The organism is Variovorax sp. 10N420 (assembly GCF_056394705.1).
Map to the genome: position 1 here is coordinate 1 of NZ_JBFTIJ010000014.1, position 24,366 is coordinate 24,366.

Sequence of the window (24,366 nt, forward strand, 5' to 3'; positions counted from 1 at the left end):
TCTTCGTGGAGCCTTCCGCTTTCACGAGGAATTCGCGGTCGCCGTCGAGCTGCTCAACAAGGGGCTGGTCGACGTCAAGCCGCTGATATCGGCAACCCTGTCGTACCGCGATTCGGCCCGCGCCTTTGCGCTGGCGGCCGATCGTACGCAGGCGATGAAAGTGCTGCTGAACTTCGAGTGACGCGTGCGTATTACTTGCTCATGACCGCGTCGGTGGCGTCCGTGGCTTGCGGGGCTTGGGGGTCTTCGTATGCCCTGCCGCCCGGAACCAGCGCCGAGTGAGCGCGCCGCGAGTGGATCAGCGGGTAGAACATCTCGACGAACCAGCGCTCCTTGCCGAAGACCAGATCGTCGTTGAGACCCACCTTGGGCGGATAGCGGCGGGTGATCTTGGCTGTGCCGAAGAGCATGTCCCACACGAACAGCAGGTTGCCGAAATTGCCCTTGTAGTGCCCGACGCCGTCGTCGTTGGTGAGCGCGTGGTGCGCCCAGTGTGTGGCGGGTGTCGAGATCGTGCGTTCGAGCACCCAGGCGAGGGGATTCAGCCACTTGATGCGATAGAGCGGCGCATCCCATGGCACGGCACTATGGGCACCCAGGATCACTGCGAGCTTGATCACGATGTAGACGAGGTAGGCGTTCCCGAAGCCCAGGTAGATCAGCACGCCGGAAGCCCACAGGCCGGGCATCATCAGGTAGTAGAAGAAGTTGTTGCGGTACGTGATGCGGATGCTCATGTAGTGCGCGGTGTGGTGCGCCCGGTGCAGCGGCCAGAGCAGCGGCGAATGCGAGATGCGATGCCACCAGTACTGCGTCATGTCGTCCGCCACCAGCAGGATCGCGCCCATGGCCCACCACGGCAGGTGCGCCCATGCGCCGCGCTGGCCGGGCATGGCCAGTTCGCTCAGCTTGCCCGTCACGCCGAAGATGAAGGGCTGGGACACCGCCAGCAGCGAAAGGAACATGAACAGTTCCAGCTTGGTGTCGTCCTTGGTTGCATTGAAGTGCGCGTGCTTGCCGGAGCGGATCTCCAGCACGGCAAAGAACAGGATGATCGCGACGAGCACGACGTTTTGGATCAGGTTCACCAGGTTGTCTCCTTGGCTTTGATTCGGCGGGCCGGGGTCCTGTGACTGAACGCCGGGCTCTTTGGGGGCTTGATGGAGGCGATTGTTGAGGCGAACCCCGATTGAGTCCAATGCATAGTTCGTCCACGATCCATGCAGTGGATGCAATCGGACCGAAGGAGCAGTTCATGGATCTCAAGCGCTGGACACACATCGTCGCCGTCGCCGACCGGCGAAGCTTCATCCGGGCTGCCGAGCAGGTGCATCTGAGTCAACCGGCACTGACGCGCAGCATCCAGGCAGCCGAAGCCGAACTAGGCCTGCAGCTTTTCGATCGCGGCGCGCTGGAGGTGGTCCCGACGCCGGCGGGTGAGTTCGTGGTCGCACGTGCGCGCCAACTGGTGTTCAACAGCCGCTGCCTGGAGCGCGACGTCGAGCTGTACCGCAGCCGTGCCTTGGGCGACACGGCATTCGGCATCGGCCCGTTTCCCGCGGTCACCTTCCTGAAGCCGCTGTTGGCAGCGATGCGGCGGGAATATCCGGCGATCAACCTGCGTGTCGAGGTCAGCAACTGGCAGCTCTTGCTGAAGCGCCTGCTCGAGGAAGACATCGAATTCTTCGTTGCCGAGACCAGGGACCTGCCGTCGGAACCCAACCTGCATGTTCAGGGATTGCGCAACGATCCGGGCGGCTTCTTCGTGCGCGACGGACATCCATTGACCCAATGCGGCTCCGTCCCGCTGGAGCAGCTTTGGGAGCACGGCGTGCTTTCGGTCCGGCTTCCCAAGGCAGTGCGCGCGGTGCTGTCCGGCCTTCTTGGCCTTGGCTCGGCTGAGGCGCTCTCGCTGGCCCTGGAATGCGACGACTTCGATGTGTTGAAGGACGTGGCGCTGGAGAGCGACTCGGTACTGGCTGCGACGCATGCCTCCGTGGCGCGAGAGGTCGCCTCCGGCAGACTTCACCTGCTGAAAGTCACGGGCCTGCCCGCCGTCGCGACCGAGATGGGTCTGGTCACTTTGCGCGGACGCACGCCGTCCCCCATGGCCGAGCTCATCATCGGCCGGTTGGCGAGAAATGAGCTTACCGGCGTCCGGACGCTTCGCGCGTAGATGCCCTCATCCGTCAGCGGATGCCGATCAATCCGGCGCCGAGAAGGACCACTGAAAGGCCTGCCAGCCTGGGCCACCACGGCTGGGCACGGCGCAAGCCGGCGCCCAGGGCGATACCGGATACATGCAGCAGGATAGATGCTGCAAGCATGCCCGCCAGCGCGAATGCCGCGTCGGACTGGTCCGCCAGTTCGCTGCCGTGTGCGTGGCCGTGGAACAGCGCGAAGAGACCGACGACCATCGCCGCCATGGGCGCGGGCAGCCGGTACTGTGTCATGACGAGCAGGCCGAGCACCAGCAGCGACACGGCGATCGACGATTCGACAGCCGGCAGTTGCACGCCGGCCATTCCCAGGAGCGCTCCCAGCAGCATCATCAGCGCAAAGGCCGATGGGGCGACCCACAGGTCAGCCCGACTGCGCGCTGTGAGTGCGGTCCAGAGCCCGACGGCCAGCATCGCAGCCAGATGGTCGGCGCCGGTCAATGGATGCAGGAACCCGGCAGCAAAGCCGTGATGGAGCCCTGCATCGGCGCCGGTATGGGCCATTGCCGCGAAAGGCAGGAGCGCGGACAGCCAGAGCGCTGCCCGAGTCGTTTGGTGAACAAGCTTCATGTCGTTGGTCCTCGGTCCTTGCTGATGCTCAGCGCCAAGCGCCTCGCCAGTTCCTGTCGATGGCGATCCATCCGATCGAGTCGCCGCCCGACGCCTGCGCCGGGCTTGCCGGGTCTTCGCTACGGTCCCAACCGACGATCCGGAAATCGAAGGAGGGTTGTCCTTTCATCGCTTGCAGCGGCGTCGCGGCGACCCAGGCGCTGAAAGAGGCGAAGGCACCGCCGGCAGCGGCGGCACCGCTGCCGAGCACAAAAGTCCTGCGATCGATGGGCATGGCCGATCTCCGTTTGATCCGTTTGGAAGTCCGCGAGCCGCTAAGGCATGGCCGCGAGCGGCGATTGCCTGAAGGCCGATGTCGATCCCCATTGCACCCGCGCCGCAGCCAGGATGCCTTGGGCCGCCAGCGTCTCTCCAGCATTGCTGGCGGCATCATGCGCCTTCTCGAACGCGCGCAGGGTCTGCCGGTTTGCCAGGTCGACCCGGGTCAGCTCGAAGGCTCTGCGTGAATCGCCGCCGCTGCCGGCGTAGAACTCCGCCGCGTGGTCCGCAAAGGCGAGGGGGTGCCGAGCCAGCAAGCGCTCGAAGCCACTGCGAGCGGCCTCCGACTGCGTCTCGGCCTCCGCGGATCGGCCCAGCGCGAGCGCCACATCGGAAAGGCGCCAACTCACTTCCGGGTCGCCGCTCGGAAGCGCTGGAACCAGCAACGCTCGCGCTTGCGGAGCGCAGTTCTCGGACAGACGAATCTCGGCAAGGTGTACGCGCGCCTTGACGTAGCCGGGCACGTACTCGATCGCCTTGGCATACCAGCGAGCCGCGCGCTCCGTCTGCGCTTGCGGCACGCGTTCGCCCCACAGCACGCCGAGTTGAAAGCACACCCAGGCGACTGCGAAAGGAGAGACATCGCTGTAGGCGCCCAAGCCCCTGCAGTAGGCGCGTTCGGCCTCATCGAATTCACCGAGGTCGGCAAGCAGCGAGCCCAGAGGCACCCAGTCTTCAAGGCGGCCTGAGTGCGCGGCGAGGCGCAGCCTGCGCTCCAGCAAGGGCTCGAGCGATACGCCGCATGCCTGGTCGATGCTCATTTCGAGTCGATCGGTGGCCTCCGCCGGACATCCTCGCTCCCCCGCACGCGCAAGAAAACCCCTCGCATCCGAAAACCGGTGCGTGGATGCAGCCACTTGTCCGTTGATGAGTGCCGTGCGAGCGGAGCCCTCATCGACCCGCATCAGGTGGCTCGCCATTTGCTCCAGCCGGTCGAAGGCATCGAGATCGCCCAGGTATTGCGCGTTCAGTTGCTCTTGCTCGATGAGTGCTTCGGCGATGCCCGGCCTCAGCGGCGCTTGCCAGAAGCGGCTCCATGATTGCGCGAGCGTGCTGCGCAGGTTGATCGCGGCGATCACGCCATCGGTCGCCTGCACGGGGCTCGTCGCGAGATCGGGCTCGGCGATCATGAGGCGGCGCCGAACCGAGGCTTCAGGCTGTCGAGGCCGGTCTTCAGCAGCGTGGAGCTGATGGTCTTGACGATGAGATCCGGCTGTCCGCCCGGCATGTATTGCACGCGCCATTCGACCGAACTGCCGCTGCCCTTGGGCTTGACGTCCAGCATGCCGGTGTAGTCGGTGGCAGGAATGCCAGCGATGGACGTGTAGCGATAGTTGCGCTGTGCGTCGTCCATCGCGTCAAGCCTTTCGATGATCTGCTTGCCGTCGATGGTCTCGATCGTGCGCAATTGACCCACACCGGTGCCTGTCAACTTGATGCTTGCGATCAACGGATGCCACTGGCCCCCGAAGCCGCCAATGAGTGCCCAGACTTGCTCAGGCGGCGCGGCAAGGTCGACGGAGAAGGCCAGGTTCTGGAGTTCCGCGTTGGGGGACGCGAGGTAGGGGAAGGTTGTGGTGCCGGGTTTTGTCGCGCCAGCCGAGCCGCCCTGCAGGAATTCGCGATCGTGGTTGACCATCCATGTGAGGAGGATGTCGATGACATCGGCGTTCACGGTGCGGCCGCCGCCTGTCTGATAGGGCCGACCGGCGAGCGTGCTCTTCTCGATTTCCATATGGCTGGTATCGGTCGTAGGCTTCGTCACGTCGATCACCATGAAGTCGTCGAGGAACATGTTCGCGTTGGCTGCCAATGCAGCCGGGGTCCAGTCTTGTTTGCCGTCGCGCATGTCCCAGTTCTTCAGGCTGTCGACCATGCGCTTGCGGAACACGGGCATCAACTCCTCCGAAATCGCGAAGGGAGTCTGCTGGTTCCACAAGTCACGCACATCGTCAGTGCCTTCCATGCCGTTGTTGTTCAGGCGCATGTTGGTCTGTTCTGGGCGGCCGACCCAATCGATGCGCGGCGGCTCATGACCGATGAAGCCGCCCGGCTTGGGTATCGGAATGGTTTCGGCGACTACGCCGAAGAGCGGTCCCTTGGCCGGCTCCAGCACACGCCGAGTGTCGAACTCGATGAGGAAGCTCAGCACGTTGTCGTGCTGAAGCAGATTGGGGAAGCGCTTGAGTTCGGCCACGATCCAGGCCAGGTAGAACGGATCGGAGCGAAGGCCCGCGAACACGCGGTAGGTGCCGTCGGCGGAGGTCGCTCCTTTTTCGTCATCGACGACGAAGCGGAGCGTTTGCCCGCCCGGCAGCGTGCAGGTGCCTCGTTGCACGGGCCGCTTGCCTTCCGGTGCATGCTCAAGCACATCGAAGCGAAACGTGAAGCGAAGCTCCGGATCGCTCGGCCTGAACTTGGTCGACTCGCCGGTACCGGCAATGGTCAGGCGCCGGATGACGATCGCATGGTCGATGGCGTTGGAGAACATCGCCTGGGTGCCGGCGGACGGAAACACGTTGGCCGCGAGGACGGTGCGGTTCGGGTCGGTCGGGCTGACGAAGGCAAAAAGATCGGTGAGGTCTGCCGAGGGATCACCGATCTGGCGTGGGCCGTCGACGTGGTCGGACATCGTTGCGCCCCGCTACTTGCGTGACCACTGGCTGGTGCCAGTCACCGCGTTAGGTGGGCCACCGAATGGCGTCGCGCGGCCCGGTTCCTCAGGGATCGACTTCAGGTATTCGACCAACTCCCAGCGTTGCGAATCTGTCAGCAAGGGGCCGATGATGCCGTTGCCGAGCGGGCCGTTCTCGAACGAATGTCCGGCATTCGAATTGCCCCGCAGTTCGGTGTCGAGCAAAAAGGAGCCGCTCTTGCCGCTGGTGTCCAGACCGACCTTGACCGGATCGAACTCGCGGCCCACGTAAAACTTCTTGGTCCGCTCCTTGGCTGGGACCAGCATTTCATAGAGATTGGGCACCGAGCCGTTGTGCATGAAGGGTGGGGTCGCCCATACGCCGTCGCGCGGCGCCGCCTTGTACGCTTCTTCCATCTGGCGGGGCGGCGGCAGTTCGCGATAGCCGTGCAGATTGATGGTCTGCTGTTCGTCGAGCTTCAGTTGCGACAACGCCTTGTCCAGCACGAGCTTCTGGGTGATCAGGTAGAGAGCGCCCGTCGGGATGATCTCCTTGTCCTTGAAAGGCCCCGGCAGATAGGGCGCGAGATTGGCGGTGATGGCATAGGGGCGCAGGTTGTCGAACTGGCCCGGGTCGGTGCCGACGTACTTCTGCGGGACCACGCCGACCTCCAGGAAGCGCTTGCCGTATTTATTCGGCGCAGTCCACGTATAGGGCCAGGCGTTGTGGCAACTCGCGCAATGCGTGGAGAACAGTTCCTTGCCGGCAGCTGCCTTCTGGCGGTCGATCTGCCCGAAAACCTCCTCGGGCCATTTCGGCGGCGCGAGCCGCGTCAACTGGTTCTCGATCTGCTGCAAATTGAGAAGCTGCGCATTCGAATCGAAGAGTCCTTCCTGTGGCGTCTTCGAGTGCAGGTTCATCGGGAGATAGACACCCATTGATTCAACGAGATTGCGATTGATCGGGTCTTGCTGCGAGGCGCGCCACTGGGTCCAGGTGCCGTGAGGGGCATTCCACAAGAACGGAGGCTTGGTCGGCGCGAGCGGGGTAGACGAGTTCTGCGGGATATTGGGCTCGATCGCCAGCAAGCGATTCACGATGGCGGAAATCGCGTCGATACGAGACGGTCCCCAGGCAGTCGGCGTTGCGAGCGTGCGTGTGCGGTAGTCGTGAATCGGAACGGCTTCGCGCTCGAAGCGCTTGCCCAATTCACTCTTCGCCTCCGCGCTCATGGCCCCGAGCTTGGTCGCCAGCCGGTCGAACTTCTGCTTGTCCGCCAGGGTGGCCTGCATGGCATCGTCAAGGGCGCTCACGTAGCCCAGCATATCGAAGGTATTGGCCACACCCCCGTCGATGCGTATGCGTTTTCCCTGGTAGTTCAGTTGAGCGTTGTGGCATGCGGCGCAGTTCAGGCCGATCTGCACGTCCTCCACACCGTTGCCCTTCTTGATGATCGTCTTGCTCAAGCCGATCGGCAACGCATCGGGATTGTTCTGCGGGTCGGCTGGCTGGGTGATCAGGCCGAACCGGTCGCTGTTGGCATCCGAGCGGAAGAGATCCTTGGCACCCGCCACCTCGAGATTCATGAAAAGGTCATAGGACATCACCGCCGAGCCTTGCGACACCTGGTAGTACCAGGCTCGCTCCGCAGGCGTCCAACCTTGGTCGAGGAAGATGACCGGGCCCTGCGAACCGGTCTCGGCCTGTGCTGCCGCGCCTTGCAGCGCCAGCCCCAGGACGAGAGTGCATCCAGGAACAAACAGGAGTCTGCGTTGCATGAAGGTACTCCAGACGATGACCACCGACCACGACCACGACCATAAGCATGGGCTTTCCGCCCGGGCCTGATGCGGCATTCTGAAACGGCTGGTTTGGGCGGCCTATCCCGGCAGCTACGTAACGGCACGTACGTGGCAATTGCACGTGTACAACGCCCGCCGAATGCGTGATCGACATGAAGAGGGAATTCCTTGATGATCCCGTGGCGCGGCCAACCACGTACGTGCAAGTACGTGCTGGCCCGGCTGGATTTGCGGAACAGCCGCTTTCACAATGAATTCACCGCACACCATGGCGGATGAAGTGGACGTCGCATCGCAAGGCCGGAGTCGTGAAGGTTCTTCATGGCTCTGGGACGCTTCAACTATTCACCAAAGGAAAACATGATGAGCAAACTACTCGCAGTCTTGATCGCCGGCCTCTTCGCAGCTGGCGCCTATGCTCAGAATCCTGCCGGCGCGTCCTCGCAGGAGCAGGAGATCACCAACAGCAAACCCCAGGAGAGGGCACAGGCCAAAGCCAACGCGCGTCCGCAGGACAAGGTCAAGAAGGTGGGCGGCGACGAATTGAAGTCGTCCGAAAACGATGCGATCGGCACCGGCAAGTCCGCCAGCGCCGGCCAGGCAAAGATCCAGTCGCGCGACAAGAAGCACCCCAACCGGAAGCAGGCGCCGCAGGGCGGAACGCCTGACATGGCGGGCGCCAAGTAAGAGCCAAGCTATACAAAAGCCGCCGCTGCAATGCACAGGCGGCGCAACGGGGCCGGCCGGAAGGAGATGTCAGTGAAAACGCGATTTCAAATCCTAGCCAAGGCGGTGTTGCTTGCCGTGAGCCTGACGTTCGCCGTCGGAGCCAGCGCGCAGGCAACGCCTGCCAGGACCTCTGCACCAAAGGGCAAGGCCGCAAAGCCCGCGGCCGAGCTGGAACCGCAGGTGATGGACTTGCTGCAGGCGATGAGCAAGGCCCTCACTGCATCGTCTTCGATGGCTTTCACTGCCGTCGCGACCTATGAAAGCCCCACGGAGGTCGGTCCGCCGCTGGCGTTCAACACGGTCTCCGAAGTGTTGGTGCAGCGGCCGAACAAGCTGCGCGTCATCACGACGGGCGACGGCAGGGCTTCCGAGTACTACTACGACGGCAAGACCTTGACGGCATTCGCGCCGTCCGAAAACCTGGTCGCCGTCACCAACGCTCCGCCCACCATCGACGGCATGCTCGAAGCGGCGTTCAAGCAATCCGCCATCTATTTCCCCTTCGCGGATGTTCTGGGCGCGGACCCCTTCAAGAACATCACCGAAGGGGTGACCAAGGCCTTCTACATCGGATCTTCAACGGCGGTCGGCGGCACGACGACCGACGTGATCGCCGTGGCCAGCGACGAACTGTTCATGCAGATATGGATCGGCACGGAGGACAAGCTGCCGCGAAGGTTGCGGGCCACCTACCGGGGCGATCCGCTGCTGCTGCGCCACCAGGTCGATCTGTCTAACTGGAAGCTCGATCCCGTGATTGCCGCCGAGGCGTTCGCGTCGGTCAATGCCGCCAACGCCAGGAAGATCCCGTTCGCCACGCCGCAACCAGTCTCCGCTGCGGCGAACGCCAAAGCCAAGGGGAAGGCGAGGAGCGGCGGCAAGGCGAGCGACGCGCCGTGAAGCACATGGAAGGACTCTCGAAATGAAAACGATGAAAACCCTCCTTCCCCTGCTCGCCGCTGCGATCCTGGCCACCGGGTTCCACACCAGCGCGTCGGCCTGGGCGCGAGCGAACGCCTGGGGCGGGCGCAGCGCGGGCGGATTCGGCGGCTTCACGCACGACAACGCTTTCGGCGGCAGCACCACGCACAGCTGGTATGGCGGCACCAGCCACACCAACCGGTACGGCGGAACGACCACCGGAGCCTATGGATACGGCGCCGTACACACCACGGCCGGCGGCTTCACGACCTATCACCCACCGGCCTACGGAGCCGGCGGCTACGCGCCTTACTACCGGCCCGTCGGTGTGCCGTACTACCACCCGGGCTGCTACTACAGCTGCGGCGGCGCTGTCGCCGCGGGCGCGGTCGCGGGACTGGCAGTGGGGGCGGTTGCGGGGGCCGCGGTCGCCAATGCCAATGCCGCCGTCATTCCCGCCTACCCGCTGGGTGCGCACTTCTCGGCACTGCCGACGGGCGCTGTCTATGTGGACCGCGGCGGCGTCACCTACTACCAGATCGGCAACTCCTGGTTCAGGCCGGCGTTCGGCGCCAACGGCGTCTACTACAGCGTCGTGCCGGCGCCCTGACCGGGCCCCGACTATCGCCGGAACCCATCATGGTGGATGCGATGCTCGATGTGTGGACACGTGTCTGGGACGACATCACGAGCGGCCGGCATGCACCGCTCGCCTTCCGGTTCATTCTCCAGCCGGCCGTTGCCGCCTTCTTTGCCATCAGGGCCGGAAGGAAAGATGCGCGGGAAGGGCTGCCGCTCTACATGTGGGCGCTCGTGCAGGACCGCGCGCAGAGAAAGGTCCTGCTGCGCGAGGGCTGGCGGCACATCGGCAAGGTGTTCATCTTCGCGATCATCATGGACGGCATCTACCAGTTCATCTCGGTTCGCTGGTTCTATCCGGGTGAGGCCGTGATCGTCGCGGTGGTGCTTGCAGTGCTGCCTTATCTGGTGTTTCGCAGCGTGGTCAATCGCATTCTTCGGCACCGAACGCACAGCTGAGCGGGCGGAACCATGACCACTTCCATTTCGTTGACGGTCAATGGCAAGCCCGAGGTTCTGCAGACGGATGATCCGGCCATGCCCCTGCTGTATGCATTGCGCAATCAGCTGGGCTTGCATGGCATGCACTTCGGCTGCGGACTGGCGCAGTGCGGCGCCTGCACCGTTCACTACGACGGCGAGCCGCTGCGCAGTTGCGTGATGCCCGTCTCGGCCGTCGCTGGCGCGCACATCGTGACGCTGGAGGGGCTCGGCACACCGGAGAAGCCGCATCCGCTGCAACAGGCCTTCGTCGACGAACAGGCGGCGCAATGCGGCTATTGCATCAACGGGATGATCATGCAGGCGGCGGGGCTGCTTGCGAACACGCCGCATCCGACCGAGCAACAGGTGCGCCAGGCGCTGGCGGGCAATCTTTGCAAGTGCGGCACCCACGTGCGCATCCTGCGTGCCGTGATGCGAGTGGCGGACAAGAAGGCCTGAAGAGTTCGCAATGACCTCCTCCGCGCAGATGCACCTGTCCCGTCGCGCGATGCTGAAAGCCGGCGGCGCGCTGGCGGTCAGCTTTGCGATCCATTGCCCGGCCGAGGCGGCGAACGAGGACCGCGAGGCGGCTTCCACTGCCGCCGGCAGGACCGTGTCGCCCACTGAGGTCGACGGCTTCATCGTCATCGATGCGCAAGGACGCGTAACCCTCTACAGCGGGAAGGTGGAGTTGGGCACGGGTGTGCTCACCGCGATGACGCAGATCGCCGCCGAGGAGCTGTCGGTGCCGTTCGATCGTGTGACGACGGTGCAGGGCGACACACTGCTCACCCCAGACCAGAGGCCGACCTATGCAAGTCTGTCGGTGCAGGAAGGCGGCATGCAGATTCGCCGTGCGGCAGCGACGGCGCGCGAGGCATTGATCGATCGTGCGGCGCAAAAGCTTGGTGTCGCAAAGACGACGCTGCGAGCGCAAGACGGCCGGATCGAATCCCTGGCAGGCGGAGCGGGCCTGTCCTACGAGCAACTGTTGACCGGCCAGAGCCTCTCGATGAAGGTCGACCCGCAGGTCCGGCTCAAGGATCCCAAGGACTACACGATCGTCGGAAAGACTGTTCCTCGGCTCGACGTTCCTGCCAAGATCTACGGCCAGTTCGGCTTCGTACACGATGTCAAGGTGGCGGGCATGCTGCATGCGCGCATGGTGCATCCGGCCGCGATGGGCGCCACGCTGGAGTCGTTCGACGATGGGCCTTGCAAGCGCATCCCTGGCTATGTGCAGGCGGTGCGCAAGGGCAACCTTCTCGCCGTCGTGGCGAGCGACGAATGGGCGGCGATCCGGGCGTCGACCGCCATTCAGGCGCACTGGAGTGCCTGGGCGGGGCTTCCCGACGACACGCGGCTGGTCGAGTATCAGCGCGGCGCAAAGGTCGATCGCAAGGAAGTGCTGCAACACATCGGCGGTGCGTCCAGCGGAGTGAGCCATGCGGGCCGCCAGTTGCAGGCCACCTATGACTTCCCGCTCAATACGCACGGCTCCATCGGCCCCTCCTGCGCGGTCGCCGAATTCAAGGACGGACAGCTCACGGTCTGGACGCCTTCGCAAGCGAGTCACCTGTTGCAGAAGCAGTTGGCCACCATGCTGCGGCTCGCGCCGGAGAAGGTCCGCTGCATCTATGTCGAGGGCGCCGGCTGCTATGGCCGCAATGGCTCGGACGACTGCACATCGGAGGCCGCGATCATTGCCGTGGAGATCGGCCGCCCGGTGCGGCTGCAGTGGATGCGCAACGACGAACACGGCTGGGACCCCAAGGGGCCGCCAACGCTGATGGACTACCGGGCAAGCATCGACGCGCAAGGAAAGATCGCGGCGTGGGAGGCAGACATCTATCTGCCGGAACGCCCGATGAAGCGCTCGGGCGTGACCTTGCTCGGCGCCGTGCTGGCGGGTCTGCCGCGCTATGGACCGGACTCGGGCATCTACGACCCGGGATTGGGCATTCCTTATGCGATCGAGAACAGCCAGCTCACAGCGAATTGGCTCGTCGATGCGCCACTTCCCGCAGCATGGATCCGCGCACCCGGGCGCATGCAGAACACCTTCGGCAACGAAAGCTTTCTTGACGAGATCGCCGCGGCCGCCGGGGCCGATCCCTTCGACATTCGCACGCGTCACCTGACCGACAGCAGGGGGCTGGAACTGATGGAGCGGCTGCGAAAGTTCGCGAACTGGCAGCCTCGCGGATCGCGTGCGCGCGACTCTGGCGATGTGGCACAAGGGCGCGGCGTGTCATATGCAAAGTACGAACTCGTGCGCACCTACGTCGGCGTGGTCGCGGATGTGGAGGTGCATCGCCAGACCGGCGCAATCAAGGTGAATCGCGTCTTCGTCGCTCACGACTGCGGACAGGTCATCAACCCCGATGGCTTGCGCAATCAGATTGAAGGCAATGTCGTGCAGACGGTGAGCCGAACGCTGGTCGAGCAGCTCACCTTCAGCCGCAGCGCCGTCACCAGCCTGAACTGGGAGAGCTATCCCATCCTCACCTTTCCGGATGTTCCGGAAGTGCTCGTCGAGCTGATCGATCGACCGACCGAAGTTCCCTGGGGTGCGGGCGAACCGACGACCTCGGTGATCCCGTCAGCGATCGCCAATGCCGTTTTCGATGCGACCGGCGCGCGAGTGCGGTCGGTTCCCTTCAGGCCCGCGGTGGTGCTCGCGGCCTTGAAGCAAGCGGACAACAAGTAGGCAACCGCATGCACCCCCTGGACCCCTTGGACCCCATCGACCGCAGCGATTACATCTCCGCTTCGTCCTTGAGGGAGAACGTCGCCTTCTTCGGCACCGAGCGCGAGCTCGCCAAGATCGGCGATGCCGGCCCGCGCGGTGCGTTCGCGGTCGCCGGGTTGGCGGTGTTCATCCTGCTCGCGCTGTGGTTTGCCTTTTTCTTCTTTGTCTTTGCGCCGCGAGGCAGCGTTGGCTGATCCTGGCGAAAACCTTCTTGCAGGCGTGACCGATGCGTCCGAGCGCAGATGGGCGCAGGTAGTCGCCGTGGTCGTGGCGCTGGTGGTGACCGTCATGATCTACAGCGGCCTGCACTGGACCGCCGTGGCCCCATCGAACGTGGAGACGATCGAGCCCGGCACGCTGCATCTTTCCGGCGAGTTCGTCGAAGGCAACCTGGGCACGGCCATCCGGCCCGACCGATCGGCCGTGGTGCGGATCGTCGCGCAGCAATACTCCTTCGTGCCGGGTTGCATCGTGGTGCCGACCGACACGCCGGTCACCTTCAGGGTGACCAGTCCGGACGTGGTGCACGGCTTCCTGATCGCGGGCACCAACGTCAACACGATGGTGGTGCCCGGCTATGTCGCCGAGGTCCGGACCCGTTTCGACAGGCCCGGCGAGCACGTCATGCCGTGCCATGAGTACTGCAGCGTGGGACACGAAGGCATGTGGGCCCGCGTGAAGGTGCTCGACAGGCTCGAGTTCGAGCGCCTGCACGGCGGCCAGGGGAGGGCCTCCTGTGCAGGGTAGCAACAGGCTCGTCCTTGCCCACCTCTGGGCGGCGTTCGCAGCCCTGGGGCTCGCGATTCCGCTCGGTGCATGGCAGATGCTGGTGCGCAGCCCGCTGCATCGGTGGGTCGATCCGGAGCGCTACTACGCCGCTGTCACTGCACACGGCAGCACGCTGGCCTACATCTTTCCGACGCTGATCGCGATGGGCTTCGGCTATGCCGTGTGCGCGGTGTCGCTCGGGCGTCCGATGCACGGCATTCGCCTCGCGTGGGCATCGCTGTGGCTCGTGATCGGCGGCGCAGTGGTTGCGCTTGCCACGGTGGCAGCGGGCAGGGCGACGGTGCTCTACACCTTCTATCCGCCGCTGCTCGGAAGCGCCTGGTATTACCTCGGCGTACTGACGGCGGTCGCGGGCTCGTGGATCTGGGTCGGCCTCATGGTTTCGCATTTCAGGCGCTGGAAGCGCGACCATCCCGGGCTGCCGGTTCCGCTGGCAATGTTTGCCACGACAGCTGCCGCATTGCTCTGGGCATGGACGTCGCTGGGAGTGGGTTCGGAGATCATCTTCATCATCCTGCCGAACGCATTCGGCTGGACAGCGTCGATGGACCCCGGCCTGGCGCGGATTCTCTTTTCATGGACGCTGCATGCCATCGTCTATTTCTGGCTGATGCCCGCATACATCGCCTTCTACGTCCTGCTGCCGCAGGCGGCGGGCGGGCGGCTCTACAGCGACCTGATGGGCCGCATCGCCTTCCTGCAGTTGCTTGTCTTCTCGATGCCGATCGGGCTGCATCACCTCTTCGTGGATCCGCAGATCGGCGCGGGATTCAAGTTCCTGCATGCGGTGTTCACCGGCATGGTCGCCGTGCCGACGCTGCTCACGATCTTCACCATCTGCGCATCGCTGGAGATTGCAGGACGCCTGCGTGGCGGGCGGGGCGTGTTCGGGTGGGTGGCGGCACTGCCGTGGGATCGGCCACTGGTGCTGGCATCCGGCCTGTCCCTTTTGATGCTGGGGCTGGGCGGCGCGGGCGGGCTCATCAACATGAGCTATGCGATGAACGCGACGGTGCACAACACGCAGTTCGTCACGGCGCATTTCCACCTGATCTTCGGCGGAGCCGTGGTCATCATGTACTTCGCGATTGCCTATGAGCTCTGGCCGCGACTGACAGGGCGCAGCTTGCCGACGAGGCTCATGCTTGTGCAACTGTGGACCTGGTTTGCCGGCATGCTGATCGTGACGCTGCCGTGGCATGTGGTCGGCATCATGGGACAGCCGCGGCGCATGTCCTACTACGACTATTCGGACCCGGCGCTGGCGCCGCAAGCCATCTGGGTCGCGATATCGGCCATCGGCGGCTTCGTTCTCGTGTTTTCGACACTGCTGCTCATCGTTACGCTCCTGGCATCGCACAGGAGGCCTGCCAGCGCCGCGCAGACCCCCCTGCTGTTCTCGCTCGCGCTCAACCCGCCGCGCCGACTGCCCGCGTCCCTGAACGGCTTCGGCATCTGGATGCTGCTCGTGGCGGCGTTGACGATCACCAACTACGGCTTTCCGCTGGCGCAGGCACTGCTCATGCAGCACAGCGGCGTGGCACCGTACCCTGTCGGACCCCGATGAACCCCGGCAGCGCAGCTCCTTCGCGAGACCACCGCTTTGCGGTGTGGATCGGCGCGACGGCGGCGCTCTTTGTTGCGGCGGCACTGGTCGGCTTCGTATGGATGCCCACCGTGCAGGCCGGCCGCAACTCGCCCGGTTGGTGGGATGCCATCTGCAGTGCGGTCGGGTTGCCGACGCGCGACGTGCAGAGCGGCGCCGCAGTGACAGGCAAACCTGCTTCCGAGGTTGCATGGACCGCGGCCACGCGGCAGTTGCTGGCAAGCGGCAATGCAAGTCATGGCGCCGTGCTGGCGGCCGCATCGTGCAATGCCTGCCATGGGCAAGCAGGCGTGAGCGACGACGCCATCTTTCCCAACCTGGCGGGGCAGAGCGCCGCATCGATCTACAAACAGCTGCAGGACTTCAAGAGCGGAATGCGGGCGGCAGCAGTGATGGGCCCCTATGCCGCTCCCTTGAGCGATGACGACATGCGAGATCTCGCGGCGCATTACGCGTCGTTGCCGCATGCGGTCGCGCGGACGCCGGATACGCCACGCCCCGGCGATGCAACCCTGCGGCTGATCGAGTTCGGTGATCCGATGCGCGGCATCGTCGCTTGCGCCGCCTGCCATGGCCCGCTGGGGTTCACCACCGCAGCGCCTCCGCTGCATGGGCAGCAACGCGCCTATCTCGAAGCTCAACTGCAAGCACTTGCGGGCGGACGGCGGCACAACGACATCAGCGCGCAGATGCGAAGCATCGCCCGCAGCCTTACGCCCCAGGAAATCAATTCACTGGCCGCGCACTATGCAGGCGTGGACAAATGAAAAGGCCAGTGAGAGTGAACCGATCAACATGACTGGAGGAATCGACATGCGCATTTCCCGTGACAACTGCGGCAGTCCCGCCAAGGCACTCGCCATCTCCGGCATGGCCGCGATGCTGTTCGCGAGCCAGTCGGCGCGCGCGGAAATGAGCGCTGAAGAACTCGCGAAGCTCGCGCAGAACCCGGTCGGCAACCTGATCAGCCTGCCGTTCCAGAACAACACCAATCTCAACTTCGGGCCGGAGAAAGGAACGCAGAACATCCTCAATATCCAGCCCGTCATTCCTATTTCGGTCAACAAGGACTGGAACATCATCACGCGGACGATCTTGCCGGTGATCTCCATGCCATCGCTGGGCCCCGGTACGCCGAGCCTCAATGGCGTGGGTGATGTGGTGATGACTGCGTTTCTCTCTCCGGCCAATCCGGGCAAGTGGATCTGGGGTGCGGGGCCGGTGGTGCAGATTCCGACCAACAGCAATTCGGAGCTGGGCAACAACAACTGGGGGCTCGGGCCTTCGGCCGTGGTGCTGCATCTCGACCATGGCAGCCCATGGGTCTATGGCGCGCTGTTCAACAACATCTGGTCGGTCAGCAGCAGCGGCAAGGGCGGCTCCTACAACAACTTGCTGCTGCAGCCCTTCATCAACTACAACTTCAAGGGTGGGCTCTATCTGACGACTGCGCCCATCATCACCGCCGACTGGAATGCGACCGGCAGCCAGCGGTGGACGGTGCCGCTCGGGGGCGGCATCGGCAAGATATTCCACCTGGGCAAGCTGCCGGTGAACACGCAGCTTTCGGCTTACTACAACGTGGTAAGGCCCGACAACGGCGCCAACTGGCAGATCCGGGTTCAAGCGCAGTTCATGTTCCCGAAGTGATCGGCGAAAGGAGCGGTGCGCACCGCTCCTTCTCGAGACTGGTCAGCCCTTCCGGACTACCGAGGTCGCGAGCGCCTGCGTGATGGTCATCTTCATCTGGTCGCCGACCTTCACGCCGTCGAGCATGGCGGGATCCTTCAGCGTCACTTCGGTGAAGTGCCCGAACGGGCCGCGAACCATCACGGTGCCCTTGGACTGATTGACCGCCCAGATGTTCGAGACCATGGTCGTCTGCTTCATCGCGGCTGCGCCGGGGAGCTGGCCCACCGCTGCGCGATCGGCAGCCACGGTCTGCGTGGCCATGCGAATACCGTCGCCCTTCTGGAAGTCGAGCGCCACCGAACGGATGTACGTGATGTCCACCGTGTCGCCGACCTTGACCTGCGCCAGGTTCCTCACCCTCGGGTCGACCATGACCGCAAATTCATTCCCTTCCGGTCCCTTGATGGTCACGATGCGGTTCTTCTGGTCGATGGCGGTCACCTGTGCGGTCACCGTGACCGACTTCATGATGTCGCGGACGTCCAGGACGTGGGGTTTGTCCGACGGGGTGTTCTGCTGTGCGGAGATGGGTGCGCTGAACGCCAGGGCAGAAGCCAATACGAGCAGTGTGCAGTGGGTCGCTTTCATTTCACGTTTTCCTTTCACTTCTGGAAGATCTGGGTTGACGGAATGCGGCATCGCGCGCAGTGATCCCTTGCACTCCGGCGGTTGATTCTCACCATTGGCCGGGCGTGCGCCATCCTGACGGCCACGCATGGACACGTACGTGGTGGCGCACCGGCAATGCGCCCGGAGGCGCTCAGTCGACCTGGACGCGCGCCTCGAACAGATATCCGGCCAGCGCCTGCTCGACGCGCGGCACTGACTCTTCGGCGGCTGCAGGCAGGGTGACTGTGACCGTCATGCCGTGGCGCCCCCCTTCGCTGGCCCGCACTTGCGCGCCGGTCAGGTCGAACTGCTCCCGCATCAGATCCGTCACCAGACGTGCCGCCGCATCGCAGCGCAACTGCGGCTTGTAGATCTTTCCCACGGTGGTCAGGGGGATGGCGTCCACGACGTGGATCTGCTTCGGCCACGCCGGGCGCTCGCCGATGGTGCGCTCGGCGTGCTCGCTGAGTTCGTCCGCCGTGACGCTGGCTCCCGGACGCAGCATCACGTAGCAGACCGGCAGCTCGCCGGCGTAGGCACAGGGCATCCCGACGGCGGCGGCCAACATCACCGCCGGGTGGGCTGCCATGGCGTTTTCGATCATCAGCGGATCGATGTTGTGGCCGCTTCGGATGATCAGGTCTTTCGCGCGGCCCGCGATATGGATCCGGCCTTCCTCGTCGGCGTAGCCGAGGTCGCCGCTGTTGAGCGCGCGGTCTTCGAAAACGCCCGCGTCGTGCCCGGGATCGCGATAGCCCGGCGACACATGTTCGCCGGAAGCGGTGATCACGCCGACCTCGCCCGTCTCGCACGGCGCTCCCAGCCAGCCGCCCGCCTCCAGGCGCCGCACGACGACGCGGGTATAGGGCAGAGCCAGCCCGACAGATCCGATGCCGCCGCTGCCGGCGACGGGGTCGATGGCGATCAGGCCCGACGCCTCCGTCATGCCGTAGACCTCGAACAGCCCGACGCCGATCAGCTGCCTGAATCGCTCACCCACGGCAGGCGGGAGCGACGCGGCACCGCAGAAGCCGGCGCGTACGGCGCTCAGGTCGGCATCGGCGATCGGCACGTTCAGCACAGCACCCACCGAAGTCGGCACGGCCCCTACAAAAGTGGCGCGGTATTGGCTCGCCAGGCGCCAGAAGCCTTCGACCATCGCCGGGTTGCGCAGCCCGCTCGGCGACATGACCAGCAGCCCCATGCCCGCCATGAAGGCGCTCAGGCCGCAGAAGATGGTGCCCCCGACATGAAACAGCGGCAGCGTGGCCGTGAGCGTGTCGCTCGGTCGCATGTCGCCGAGGATGGCGCCGCCCAGGGCCGCGACCAGCTGGCTCCGGTGCGTGAGTGCGACCAGCTTGGGTGCGCCCGTGGTCCCGCCCGTGTGAAAGTACGCCGCCACATCGCCATCGCGGCCGGGCTCTCCGAAGACGAGTCGATCGTCCGGCTGCTCCATCAGCGCCGCATGGAAGTCGATCACGCCTTCTTCGAGTGGCACGCCGGGCGGCGCCACGCGCACCAGCGTCAGTCCCGGCACTTCGTCGCGCAAGGCCAGGGCCTTCTGCCAGATGTCCAGCGCCGGATGCGGACCGAGCGCGACCAGCACGCGTGCGCCGGAGGCCTTGAGCAAGCCGGCGATGTGCGAGGGTTGCAGCAGGAAGTTGATCGGCACCGCGTAGCCCACGCTTTCGGCGCCCCAGAGCGTGGCGTGGGTCTCGACCAGGCTGGGCAACATGTAGGCGACGCCGGGCCGAGGACCAGCCAGGAATGCGAAGAGGTTGGCGGCCCGCCGGATCAGGCCCAGAAGTTCACCGTAGCTGACACGGCGGGGCTGCTCGTTGGGCGCCCCCGTCATCAACATCGTGAGCGCCGTGCGATCCGGCTGCCGAGCGGCGGTACCGATGAAGACATCGAGCACGCTGCGCTCCGGCAGCCGGGCATCGAGTGTCATTTCCGCCTCGACGCGCTCCAGGTCTTCGAGGTTGCGAACGCCGGTCTCGGGCAGGAGTGCCATGACAAGTTCCCTCGTATGGATGAAAGGCGCAAGACAGTACGCGTTCTGCGCCGTCGCAACAACGAGGTCTTTCCCGCGATTGGCCGTATGGTGATCGGGCCGGACGCGGTGAGCGCTGTCAGCCCTTCACGAAGGCGAGCAGGTCGGCGTTGATCACATCGGCGTTGGTGGTCGGCATGCCGTGTGGAAAGCCCTTGTATGTCTTGAGCGTGCCGTTCTTCAGCAGCTTTGCCGACAGCGGCGCCGAATCTTCATAGGGCACGATCTGGTCATCGTCGCCGTGCATCACGAGGACGGGCAGCGTGAGCTTCTTCAGGTCATCGGTGAAGTCCGTTTGCGAGAAGGCGACGATGCCGTCATGGTGCGCCTTGGCGCTGCCCATCATTCCCTGGCGCCACCAATTGAGGATCACGCCTGGCGCGGGCTTGGCACCAGGCCGGTTGTAGCCATAGAACGGGCCCGATGCGATGTCGTGGAAGAACTGCGCCCGGTTGGTCGCCGTTTGTGTCTGGAAGTCGTCGAAGACCTGCTTGGGGAGCCCGCCCGGATTGGATTCGGTCTTCATCATCAACGGAGGCACCGCGCTGATGAGCACGGCCTTCGCAGCGCGACTCTCGCCATGTCGCGCGAGGTAGTGCACCACCTCGCCGCCGCCGGTCGAGTGGCCGACATGCACCGCGTTCTTGAGATCGAGATGGGTGGTCAAGGCCGCGAGGTCGTCGGCGTAGTGGTCCATGTCGTGGCCACCGTCGACCTGGCTGGAGCGGCCGTGGCCGCGGCGGTCGTGGGCGATGACGCGATAGCCGTTCTTCAGGAAGAACATCATCTGCGCGTCCCAGTCGTCCGACGAAAGCGGCCATCCATGGCTGAACACGATCGGCTGGCCCTGGCCCCAGTCCTTGTAAAAAATCTCGACGCCGTCCTTGGTGGTGATGGAGCTCATGGACATGCTGGTTCCTTGCAGAGGTTGCTGGGTTGTTGAAAGCCGCGGTCGCGGCAGGAGGCATTGTTCTCCCAATCGGCATCTGCAACATCCGTTCCATGGGAGCCCCAGTCCCCCTCTTTCGGGTTGACTCGTTGACAGACAACGGCAATGACATCTACGCCGAAGCGCGCGGCCTGCTTGCCGGCTATCGGTGGCCGCAGTATTCGCTGCACCGCGGGCAACTTCAGATGCTGTCGTACAAGGCCGTGCTGGAGCGCCTCGGCCCGGAGGCTGTGCGGCTCGGCCATCGGATCACGGGCTATCGCAACCATGACCACGGTGTGACCGCGCTCGTCGAAACTCAGGACGGCCGGCGCCTGGAAGCGGAAGGGAGTGCTTTATCCGATCTCGCCGCCCGATCCGCGCACGGGCCTTGCCACCATCAACTGGATCGCCGAGATCACCGTCAACGCAACGGATGGACCCAGGGCGACTGGAACCGCCGGGTGGCGCTGGACGACTTCGCGCATCATTTCGACGGCTGGAACTGCGGCTGGCTCGACGTGCCGGCGATGCTGCGCGGCGCCGACGAAATCTTCGAGTACCCGATGATCGACCGCGACCCCGTACCCATCTGGGTGGACGGCCGTGTGGTGCTCATGGGGGACGCCGCGCACGTGATGACGGGGCTGGTCGACGATCGCTGCGGCGGCGTCTTCGACGACATCGACGAAGTGATTCCGGCCGCGGAGCGCGAGGCTTTCATGGCGCGCTACAAGGCCGCCGCGGGGTTTGCCATCGAGACGCTCAATGCAGCGCCGTCGACGATCGCGCCGGGAGCGCGCGCGTCGGCTCAATAAGCGACGTACGGCCCCGGCCCGGCGGGCGTTGGTGCGCCCTCGATTGCCGAGAACACATTCCGCCCGAAGAAGAAGGGCAGACCCCAATCGAAGCCCTGGTCTCCAGGAAAGCTTCCGGCGACGTTGTTGAACGCCGTCGCTCCAATGTTGCCCGTGAACAAGGCGTGGGCATTCGCGACCGTGAAGCTGACCGTGCCGTTCGTACCGTTGATCCCCTGGTTGACGGCCGAGAGCGTTTGCTCCATGGGAGGGCAGTAGAAGGCGCTCTCACCCAGGTTGGGACATTTCGGCAGCGCAGTGGTGTTGAAGAAAAGAAAATTCGAGCCGCTGTCGATGAAGCTGTGAGGGTAGGTCTGCCCGTTGAACACGGTCGTGAAGTCACCCGAGTTGTCGACGCCATAGGCCTGCGCGCTGCCCAATCCATTGTTGTTGCGCGTGCCGATGCCCAGCACCAGTGAACCCGTCACGTTCTGGCCGCCCCGTGGGTCGATCGCCGGAAGCTGGATCAGCACGCCGTTGTTGTCCGATGGAAAAAGCGCCACGGGATTGGTCACCTGTTTGGCAAGCGGGACGGACGTGGGCGAGCACCCATTGCCGTCCGGGCACGCGTAGTAGGTCCCGGAGATCGCCCTGCTGACGCATGCGGCGCCGCAATCCTGCCGGAACGAACCCACGCCGAGCAAGCCGTTGCCGCCCAGGCTCGCGACCGTGTTGTTCGCCGAGCCGGCGTTCGAGCACGAGGTAGGCGCAGCAGGGAGATCGGGGTCGGCAATGATCTGCACCGGCAAGGATGCGGCCGTAGCGCCTGCGATGCTGACATCGGCCAGCTTGACCGTGCCCCACGAATAGCTGCTGACGAACTGCGCGCATTCGGCAATCGGATTGTTCGAGCTGTCGGATTGCTGCTGGAGTGCCGATAGGTTGGTCACGGCCGAGGCAATCAGGCGAAGGCCGGTCGATCCGGTATCCAGGATCACATGGTCGATGGTCTGGCAAGACGAGGTGCCCGGGGCGCACACTCTGACGCTGACGAAGGGCACGTTGACGATGCCCGTCACGCCGGGAGGCCCCGCATCGAGGATGATCGGCGCCACGTTCGATCCGGAGACGCTTGCATTGCCATCTGAAGGCCCTGGGTTCGCGGCCGCTCCGGTCGGCGGACTCGGGGATCCGATCACGCCATTGCCGACTGCACCTACTCCGCCACCCCCGCCGCCCCCGCCGCCGCAAGCAGCGGCAACGAGGGCGCAGAAGATGGCCGCGGAGGCGAGGCGTGCGCGCACGAGGACGCCGAAGCTTTGTCTAGCGGATGTCTTCAATTCGCACTCCCTCTGGCAATTGACCGGGCAGATAGGCCTTTCCTGTAAAGGACCGCATGTGGCCACCCGAATGAATGACGACTTCGGGTCGGCTCACCAGCGCGTGGCCGCGGCCGATGCGTTCTTGCCCGGTGGACTCCACGAAGGTGGCGAAGTGATCGCCCAGAACCTGCTTGAGGTCGGGCATGAACGGACCCTGCCAAGTCACCGCGAATACTTGTCCCGAGGCGGAAGAAACGTATTCGCGGACCACCGTTCCGGTGTCCGTGGTGATTTCATGGATGCTGAAGGCGGTGCCGGCCTTGACTTGGCGCATGGCCTTCATGCGCGTCTGGTCGACTGCCACCGATGAAGCAGGGCCGCCGAGCGCGGCAAACGCATTGAACGGCAACGACGTGGGCAGCAGGAGGACAAGCGCCATCCCACCCAAGCCACGAAGGCCACGAACTTTTCGAACCGCAGGCATGTCAGCCCTCCCTTTTCGCGAACGAAAATATTGTGGCCCTCGCTGTGTGACCCTCTACGTAGGATATGAGGCACTGTGGCGCGCGTCACACAAGTGTTTTCCCTTCAGCGAGCGGCTGACGCGGTGCGCCTTTTTTCACGCTTCGTTCACCTGCCTGGATCAAGCGCTGGACGGGTACCTTCTTGCGGTTAGCATCGTCGTAACAAATTGAAAGCGACCTATGCTTCCTTCGGTTTCGCACGTCATCCGCGCTGCAGTCGTTCTTGCAATCGCAGCCGCAGCCGCCTCTGCGTCCGCTGAAATCCATCGGTGCAAGGACGACAGGGGACAGACGGTGCTTTCCGATCGCCCATGCGGTGCCGCGTTTGCCGGTGATGCGCTTCGCCCGAACGCCCTCGGCTCGGGTGCCGACAAGGTGGCTGCCGGTGAAATGCGCACTGCTCATGGCAGGGACATGACTGCGCAATATTCGTTCATTGCCGACCAGGCTTCGCGCTCCGCGAGAAGGTCGTCCGAGAGGTAGCCGCTGCCGGTTTGGCCGGGCGCCTGGCGCGCTGCCCTATACTCCGCGCCGCTTGCAGCTTGTATGTACGCTGCGCCGCCATCGGCAACATGGCGAAATCAATCCTAAGGAAATTTACTCGTGAACCGTATCGAACTGGTCGAAAAGATCGCCTCCACCCACGTCGTCAGCAAGGCCGAAGCCGCCCGCATCCTGGAAACAGTGACGGGTTCCATCGTCGCCGCAGTGAAGAAGGGTGATCCGGTTCAACTCATCGGCTTTGGCACTTTCAAGCAAGTGGCCCGCGCTGCTCGCACCGGCTTCAACCCGCAAGCCGGCGCGAAGATCAAGATCGCCGCACAGAAGGTGCCCAAGTTCGTGCCGGGCGCTGCTTTCAAGGCGGCCATCGATCCCAAGGCCGCCAAGCGCAAGGCCGAGAAGGCCGCTGCAAAGCCCGCTCCGAAGAAGGCTGCTCCTGCGAAGAAGGCAGCGCCTGCAAAGAAGGCCGCCAAGAAGTAATTCTTCTTCGCGCAAAAAAAAACGGCCTCTCTCGAGGCCGTTTTTGTTTTTGAAGG

The 24,366-nt window shown here is 64.4% G+C and carries 26 protein-coding genes and 1 pseudogene; 16 read left to right on the top strand and 11 right to left on the bottom strand.

Translation table 11 applies throughout. From position 1 onward, the window contains the following. Positions 1-181, top strand: a pseudogene (locus AC1DEK_RS25675) (L-idonate 5-dehydrogenase); the annotation flags it as partial. A 10-nt stretch (positions 182-191) separates the two neighbouring features. Here AC1DEK_RS25675 and AC1DEK_RS25680 read toward each other — a convergent pair. Further along, positions 192-1,091: a sterol desaturase family protein gene (locus AC1DEK_RS25680; RefSeq protein ID WP_478128230.1), complete on the bottom strand. Its 900-nt coding sequence runs from the start codon at positions 1,089-1,091 to the stop codon at positions 192-194. Between the two features lie 107 nt (positions 1,092-1,198). Here AC1DEK_RS25680 and AC1DEK_RS25685 point away from each other — a divergent pair, with 107 nt between their 5' ends. After that, positions 1,199-2,176, top strand: a complete 978-nt coding sequence (locus tag AC1DEK_RS25685) for a LysR family transcriptional regulator (RefSeq protein WP_478128136.1) — start codon at positions 1,199-1,201, stop codon at positions 2,174-2,176. A gap of 13 nt (positions 2,177-2,189) precedes the next feature. On the opposite strand, the gene AC1DEK_RS25690 is transcribed toward AC1DEK_RS25685, so the two are convergent. The 5 genes from AC1DEK_RS25690 to AC1DEK_RS25710 are packed head-to-tail and all read right to left on the bottom strand — an operon-like array spanning position 2,190 to position 7,521. Further along, positions 2,190-2,789 carry a HupE/UreJ family protein gene (locus AC1DEK_RS25690; protein ID WP_478128137.1) on the bottom strand — a complete coding sequence of 200 codons (600 nt, stop codon included), beginning with the start codon at positions 2,787-2,789 and terminating at the stop codon, positions 2,190-2,192. A 28-nt stretch (positions 2,790-2,817) separates the two neighbouring features. Continuing rightward, on the bottom strand, positions 2,818-3,063 hold the full coding sequence (locus tag AC1DEK_RS25695; protein ID WP_478128138.1) for a hypothetical protein: 246 nt from the start codon (positions 3,061-3,063) through the stop codon (positions 2,818-2,820). A gap of 40 nt (positions 3,064-3,103) precedes the next feature. Then, positions 3,104-4,237, bottom strand: coding sequence for a hypothetical protein (locus tag AC1DEK_RS25700; protein ID WP_478128139.1), 1,134 nt, complete (start codon positions 4,235-4,237; stop codon positions 3,104-3,106). Further along, positions 4,234-5,739 carry a DUF4331 family protein gene (locus AC1DEK_RS25705; protein WP_478128140.1) on the bottom strand — a complete coding sequence of 502 codons (1,506 nt, stop codon included), beginning with the start codon at positions 5,737-5,739 and terminating at the stop codon, positions 4,234-4,236. The genes AC1DEK_RS25700 and AC1DEK_RS25705 overlap by 4 nt, the downstream gene beginning before the upstream one ends. A gap of 12 nt (positions 5,740-5,751) precedes the next feature. After that, positions 5,752-7,521 (bottom strand): di-heme-cytochrome C peroxidase, encoded by a 1,770-nt coding sequence (locus AC1DEK_RS25710; RefSeq protein WP_478128141.1) that lies wholly within the window; start codon positions 7,519-7,521, stop codon positions 5,752-5,754. A 387-nt stretch (positions 7,522-7,908) separates the two neighbouring features. Here AC1DEK_RS25710 and AC1DEK_RS25715 point away from each other — a divergent pair, with 387 nt between their 5' ends. The 11 genes from AC1DEK_RS25715 to AC1DEK_RS25765 all read left to right on the top strand — a co-directional run bounded on the left by AC1DEK_RS25715 (position 7,909) and on the right by AC1DEK_RS25765 (position 17,054). After that, a complete protein-coding gene (locus AC1DEK_RS25715) occupies positions 7,909-8,232 on the top strand; it encodes a cell envelope biogenesis protein TolA (RefSeq protein WP_478128142.1) in 324 nt (107 codons plus the stop codon). A 72-nt stretch (positions 8,233-8,304) separates the two neighbouring features. After that, positions 8,305-9,174 carry a DUF2092 domain-containing protein gene (locus AC1DEK_RS25720; protein ID WP_478128143.1) on the top strand — a complete coding sequence of 290 codons (870 nt, stop codon included), beginning with the start codon at positions 8,305-8,307 and terminating at the stop codon, positions 9,172-9,174. Positions 9,175-9,196: 22 nt separating this feature from the next. Continuing rightward, positions 9,197-9,805, top strand: a complete 609-nt coding sequence (locus tag AC1DEK_RS25725) for a hypothetical protein (protein WP_478128144.1) — start codon at positions 9,197-9,199, stop codon at positions 9,803-9,805. A gap of 29 nt (positions 9,806-9,834) precedes the next feature. Next, positions 9,835-10,233, top strand: a complete 399-nt coding sequence (locus AC1DEK_RS25730) for a hypothetical protein (RefSeq protein ID WP_478128145.1) — start codon at positions 9,835-9,837, stop codon at positions 10,231-10,233. Positions 10,234-10,245: 12 nt separating this feature from the next. Then, entirely contained in the window at positions 10,246-10,716 is a 471-nt protein-coding gene (locus AC1DEK_RS25735) for a (2Fe-2S)-binding protein (protein ID WP_478128146.1), read from the top strand. Positions 10,717-10,726: 10 nt separating this feature from the next. Next, on the top strand, positions 10,727-12,967 hold the full coding sequence (locus AC1DEK_RS25740) for a xanthine dehydrogenase family protein molybdopterin-binding subunit (protein WP_478128147.1): 2,241 nt from the start codon (positions 10,727-10,729) through the stop codon (positions 12,965-12,967). Positions 12,968-12,975: 8 nt separating this feature from the next. Then, the gene (locus tag AC1DEK_RS25745; RefSeq protein WP_478128148.1) at positions 12,976-13,203 is read left to right on the top strand and encodes a hypothetical protein; all 228 of its coding nucleotides are present in this window, start codon (positions 12,976-12,978) and stop codon (positions 13,201-13,203) included. Next, entirely contained in the window at positions 13,196-13,756 is a 561-nt protein-coding gene (locus AC1DEK_RS25750; protein ID WP_478128149.1) for a cupredoxin domain-containing protein, read from the top strand. Before AC1DEK_RS25745 ends, AC1DEK_RS25750 begins: the two co-directional genes overlap by 8 nt. Continuing rightward, positions 13,746-15,365, top strand: coding sequence for a cbb3-type cytochrome c oxidase subunit I (locus AC1DEK_RS25755; RefSeq protein WP_478128150.1), 1,620 nt, complete (start codon positions 13,746-13,748; stop codon positions 15,363-15,365). Before AC1DEK_RS25750 ends, AC1DEK_RS25755 begins: the two co-directional genes overlap by 11 nt. Further along, a complete protein-coding gene (locus AC1DEK_RS25760; protein WP_478128151.1) occupies positions 15,362-16,171 on the top strand; it encodes a c-type cytochrome in 810 nt (269 codons plus the stop codon). Before AC1DEK_RS25755 ends, AC1DEK_RS25760 begins: the two co-directional genes overlap by 4 nt. 46 nt (positions 16,172-16,217) lie before the next feature. Continuing rightward, on the top strand, positions 16,218-17,054 hold the full coding sequence (locus tag AC1DEK_RS25765; protein WP_478128152.1) for a transporter: 837 nt from the start codon (positions 16,218-16,220) through the stop codon (positions 17,052-17,054). A 42-nt stretch (positions 17,055-17,096) separates the two neighbouring features. Here the strand turns inward: AC1DEK_RS25765 and AC1DEK_RS25770 are convergent, their stop codons facing one another. The 3 genes from AC1DEK_RS25770 to AC1DEK_RS25780 form a co-directional block, all read right to left on the bottom strand. After that, positions 17,097-17,684: a hypothetical protein gene (locus tag AC1DEK_RS25770; RefSeq protein WP_478128153.1), complete on the bottom strand. Its 588-nt coding sequence runs from the start codon at positions 17,682-17,684 to the stop codon at positions 17,097-17,099. A 172-nt stretch (positions 17,685-17,856) separates the two neighbouring features. Next, complete coding sequence (locus AC1DEK_RS25775; protein ID WP_478128154.1) at positions 17,857-19,719, bottom strand: AMP-binding protein; 1,863 nt, start codon at positions 19,717-19,719, stop codon at positions 17,857-17,859. Positions 19,720-19,837: 118 nt separating this feature from the next. After that, on the bottom strand, positions 19,838-20,662 hold the full coding sequence (locus AC1DEK_RS25780; protein ID WP_478128231.1) for an alpha/beta fold hydrolase: 825 nt from the start codon (positions 20,660-20,662) through the stop codon (positions 19,838-19,840). Positions 20,663-20,760: 98 nt separating this feature from the next. Here AC1DEK_RS25780 and AC1DEK_RS25785 point away from each other — a divergent pair, with 98 nt between their 5' ends. Next, entirely contained in the window at positions 20,761-21,504 is a 744-nt protein-coding gene (locus AC1DEK_RS25785; RefSeq protein ID WP_478128155.1) for a Rossmann-fold NAD(P)-binding domain-containing protein, read from the top strand. Here the strand turns inward: AC1DEK_RS25785 and AC1DEK_RS25790 are convergent. Together AC1DEK_RS25790 and AC1DEK_RS25795 are read right to left on the bottom strand one after the other, a co-directional pair. Beyond that, entirely contained in the window at positions 21,498-22,823 is a 1,326-nt protein-coding gene (locus AC1DEK_RS25790) for a DUF3443 domain-containing protein (protein WP_478128156.1), read from the bottom strand. The genes AC1DEK_RS25785 and AC1DEK_RS25790 overlap by 7 nt on opposite strands. Beyond that, positions 22,807-23,244: a DUF2844 domain-containing protein gene (locus AC1DEK_RS25795; protein WP_478128157.1), complete on the bottom strand. Its 438-nt coding sequence runs from the start codon at positions 23,242-23,244 to the stop codon at positions 22,807-22,809. The genes AC1DEK_RS25790 and AC1DEK_RS25795 overlap by 17 nt, the downstream gene beginning before the upstream one ends. 265 nt (positions 23,245-23,509) lie before the next feature. On the opposite strand from AC1DEK_RS25795, the gene AC1DEK_RS25800 reads away from it, so the two are divergent. After that, positions 23,510-23,812 carry a DUF4124 domain-containing protein gene (locus AC1DEK_RS25800; RefSeq protein WP_478128158.1) on the top strand — a complete coding sequence of 101 codons (303 nt, stop codon included), beginning with the start codon at positions 23,510-23,512 and terminating at the stop codon, positions 23,810-23,812. Between the two features lie 120 nt (positions 23,813-23,932). Next, positions 23,933-24,310 carry an HU family DNA-binding protein gene (locus AC1DEK_RS25805; RefSeq protein WP_478128159.1) on the top strand — a complete coding sequence of 126 codons (378 nt, stop codon included), beginning with the start codon at positions 23,933-23,935 and terminating at the stop codon, positions 24,308-24,310. Positions 24,311-24,366: the final 56 nt, after the last annotated feature.

Excerpts from the sequence above, each read along its gene's own strand:
- AC1DEK_RS25685 (WP_478128136.1), top strand. The coding sequence starts at position 1,199 with ATGCATAGTTCGTCCACGATCCATGCAGTGGATGCAATCGGACCGAAG.
- AC1DEK_RS25690 (WP_478128137.1), bottom strand. The coding sequence starts at position 2,789 with ATGAAGCTTGTTCACCAAACGACTCGGGCAGCGCTCTGGCTGTCCGCG.
- AC1DEK_RS25695 (WP_478128138.1), bottom strand. The coding sequence starts at position 3,063 with ATGCCCATCGATCGCAGGACTTTTGTGCTCGGCAGCGGTGCCGCCGCT.
- AC1DEK_RS25700 (WP_478128139.1), bottom strand. The coding sequence starts at position 4,237 with ATGATCGCCGAGCCCGATCTCGCGACGAGCCCCGTGCAGGCGACCGAT.
- AC1DEK_RS25705 (WP_478128140.1), bottom strand. The coding sequence starts at position 5,739 with ATGTCCGACCACGTCGACGGCCCACGCCAGATCGGTGATCCCTCGGCA.
- AC1DEK_RS25710 (WP_478128141.1), bottom strand. The coding sequence starts at position 7,521 with ATGCAACGCAGACTCCTGTTTGTTCCTGGATGCACTCTCGTCCTGGGG.
- AC1DEK_RS25715 (WP_478128142.1), top strand. The coding sequence starts at position 7,909 with ATGAGCAAACTACTCGCAGTCTTGATCGCCGGCCTCTTCGCAGCTGGC.
- AC1DEK_RS25725 (WP_478128144.1), top strand. The coding sequence starts at position 9,197 with ATGAAAACGATGAAAACCCTCCTTCCCCTGCTCGCCGCTGCGATCCTG.
- AC1DEK_RS25730 (WP_478128145.1), top strand. The coding sequence starts at position 9,835 with ATGGTGGATGCGATGCTCGATGTGTGGACACGTGTCTGGGACGACATC.
- AC1DEK_RS25735 (WP_478128146.1), top strand. The coding sequence starts at position 10,246 with ATGACCACTTCCATTTCGTTGACGGTCAATGGCAAGCCCGAGGTTCTG.
- AC1DEK_RS25740 (WP_478128147.1), top strand. The coding sequence starts at position 10,727 with ATGACCTCCTCCGCGCAGATGCACCTGTCCCGTCGCGCGATGCTGAAA.
- AC1DEK_RS25745 (WP_478128148.1), top strand. The coding sequence starts at position 12,976 with ATGCACCCCCTGGACCCCTTGGACCCCATCGACCGCAGCGATTACATC.
- AC1DEK_RS25760 (WP_478128151.1), top strand. The coding sequence starts at position 15,362 with ATGAACCCCGGCAGCGCAGCTCCTTCGCGAGACCACCGCTTTGCGGTG.
- AC1DEK_RS25765 (WP_478128152.1), top strand. The coding sequence starts at position 16,218 with ATGCGCATTTCCCGTGACAACTGCGGCAGTCCCGCCAAGGCACTCGCC.
- AC1DEK_RS25770 (WP_478128153.1), bottom strand. The coding sequence starts at position 17,684 with ATGAAAGCGACCCACTGCACACTGCTCGTATTGGCTTCTGCCCTGGCG.
- AC1DEK_RS25775 (WP_478128154.1), bottom strand. The coding sequence starts at position 19,719 with ATGGCACTCCTGCCCGAGACCGGCGTTCGCAACCTCGAAGACCTGGAG.
- AC1DEK_RS25780 (WP_478128231.1), bottom strand. The coding sequence starts at position 20,662 with ATGAGCTCCATCACCACCAAGGACGGCGTCGAGATTTTTTACAAGGAC.
- AC1DEK_RS25785 (WP_478128155.1), top strand. The coding sequence starts at position 20,761 with ATGGGAGCCCCAGTCCCCCTCTTTCGGGTTGACTCGTTGACAGACAAC.
- AC1DEK_RS25795 (WP_478128157.1), bottom strand. The coding sequence starts at position 23,244 with ATGGCGCTTGTCCTCCTGCTGCCCACGTCGTTGCCGTTCAATGCGTTT.
- AC1DEK_RS25800 (WP_478128158.1), top strand. The coding sequence starts at position 23,510 with ATGCTTCCTTCGGTTTCGCACGTCATCCGCGCTGCAGTCGTTCTTGCA.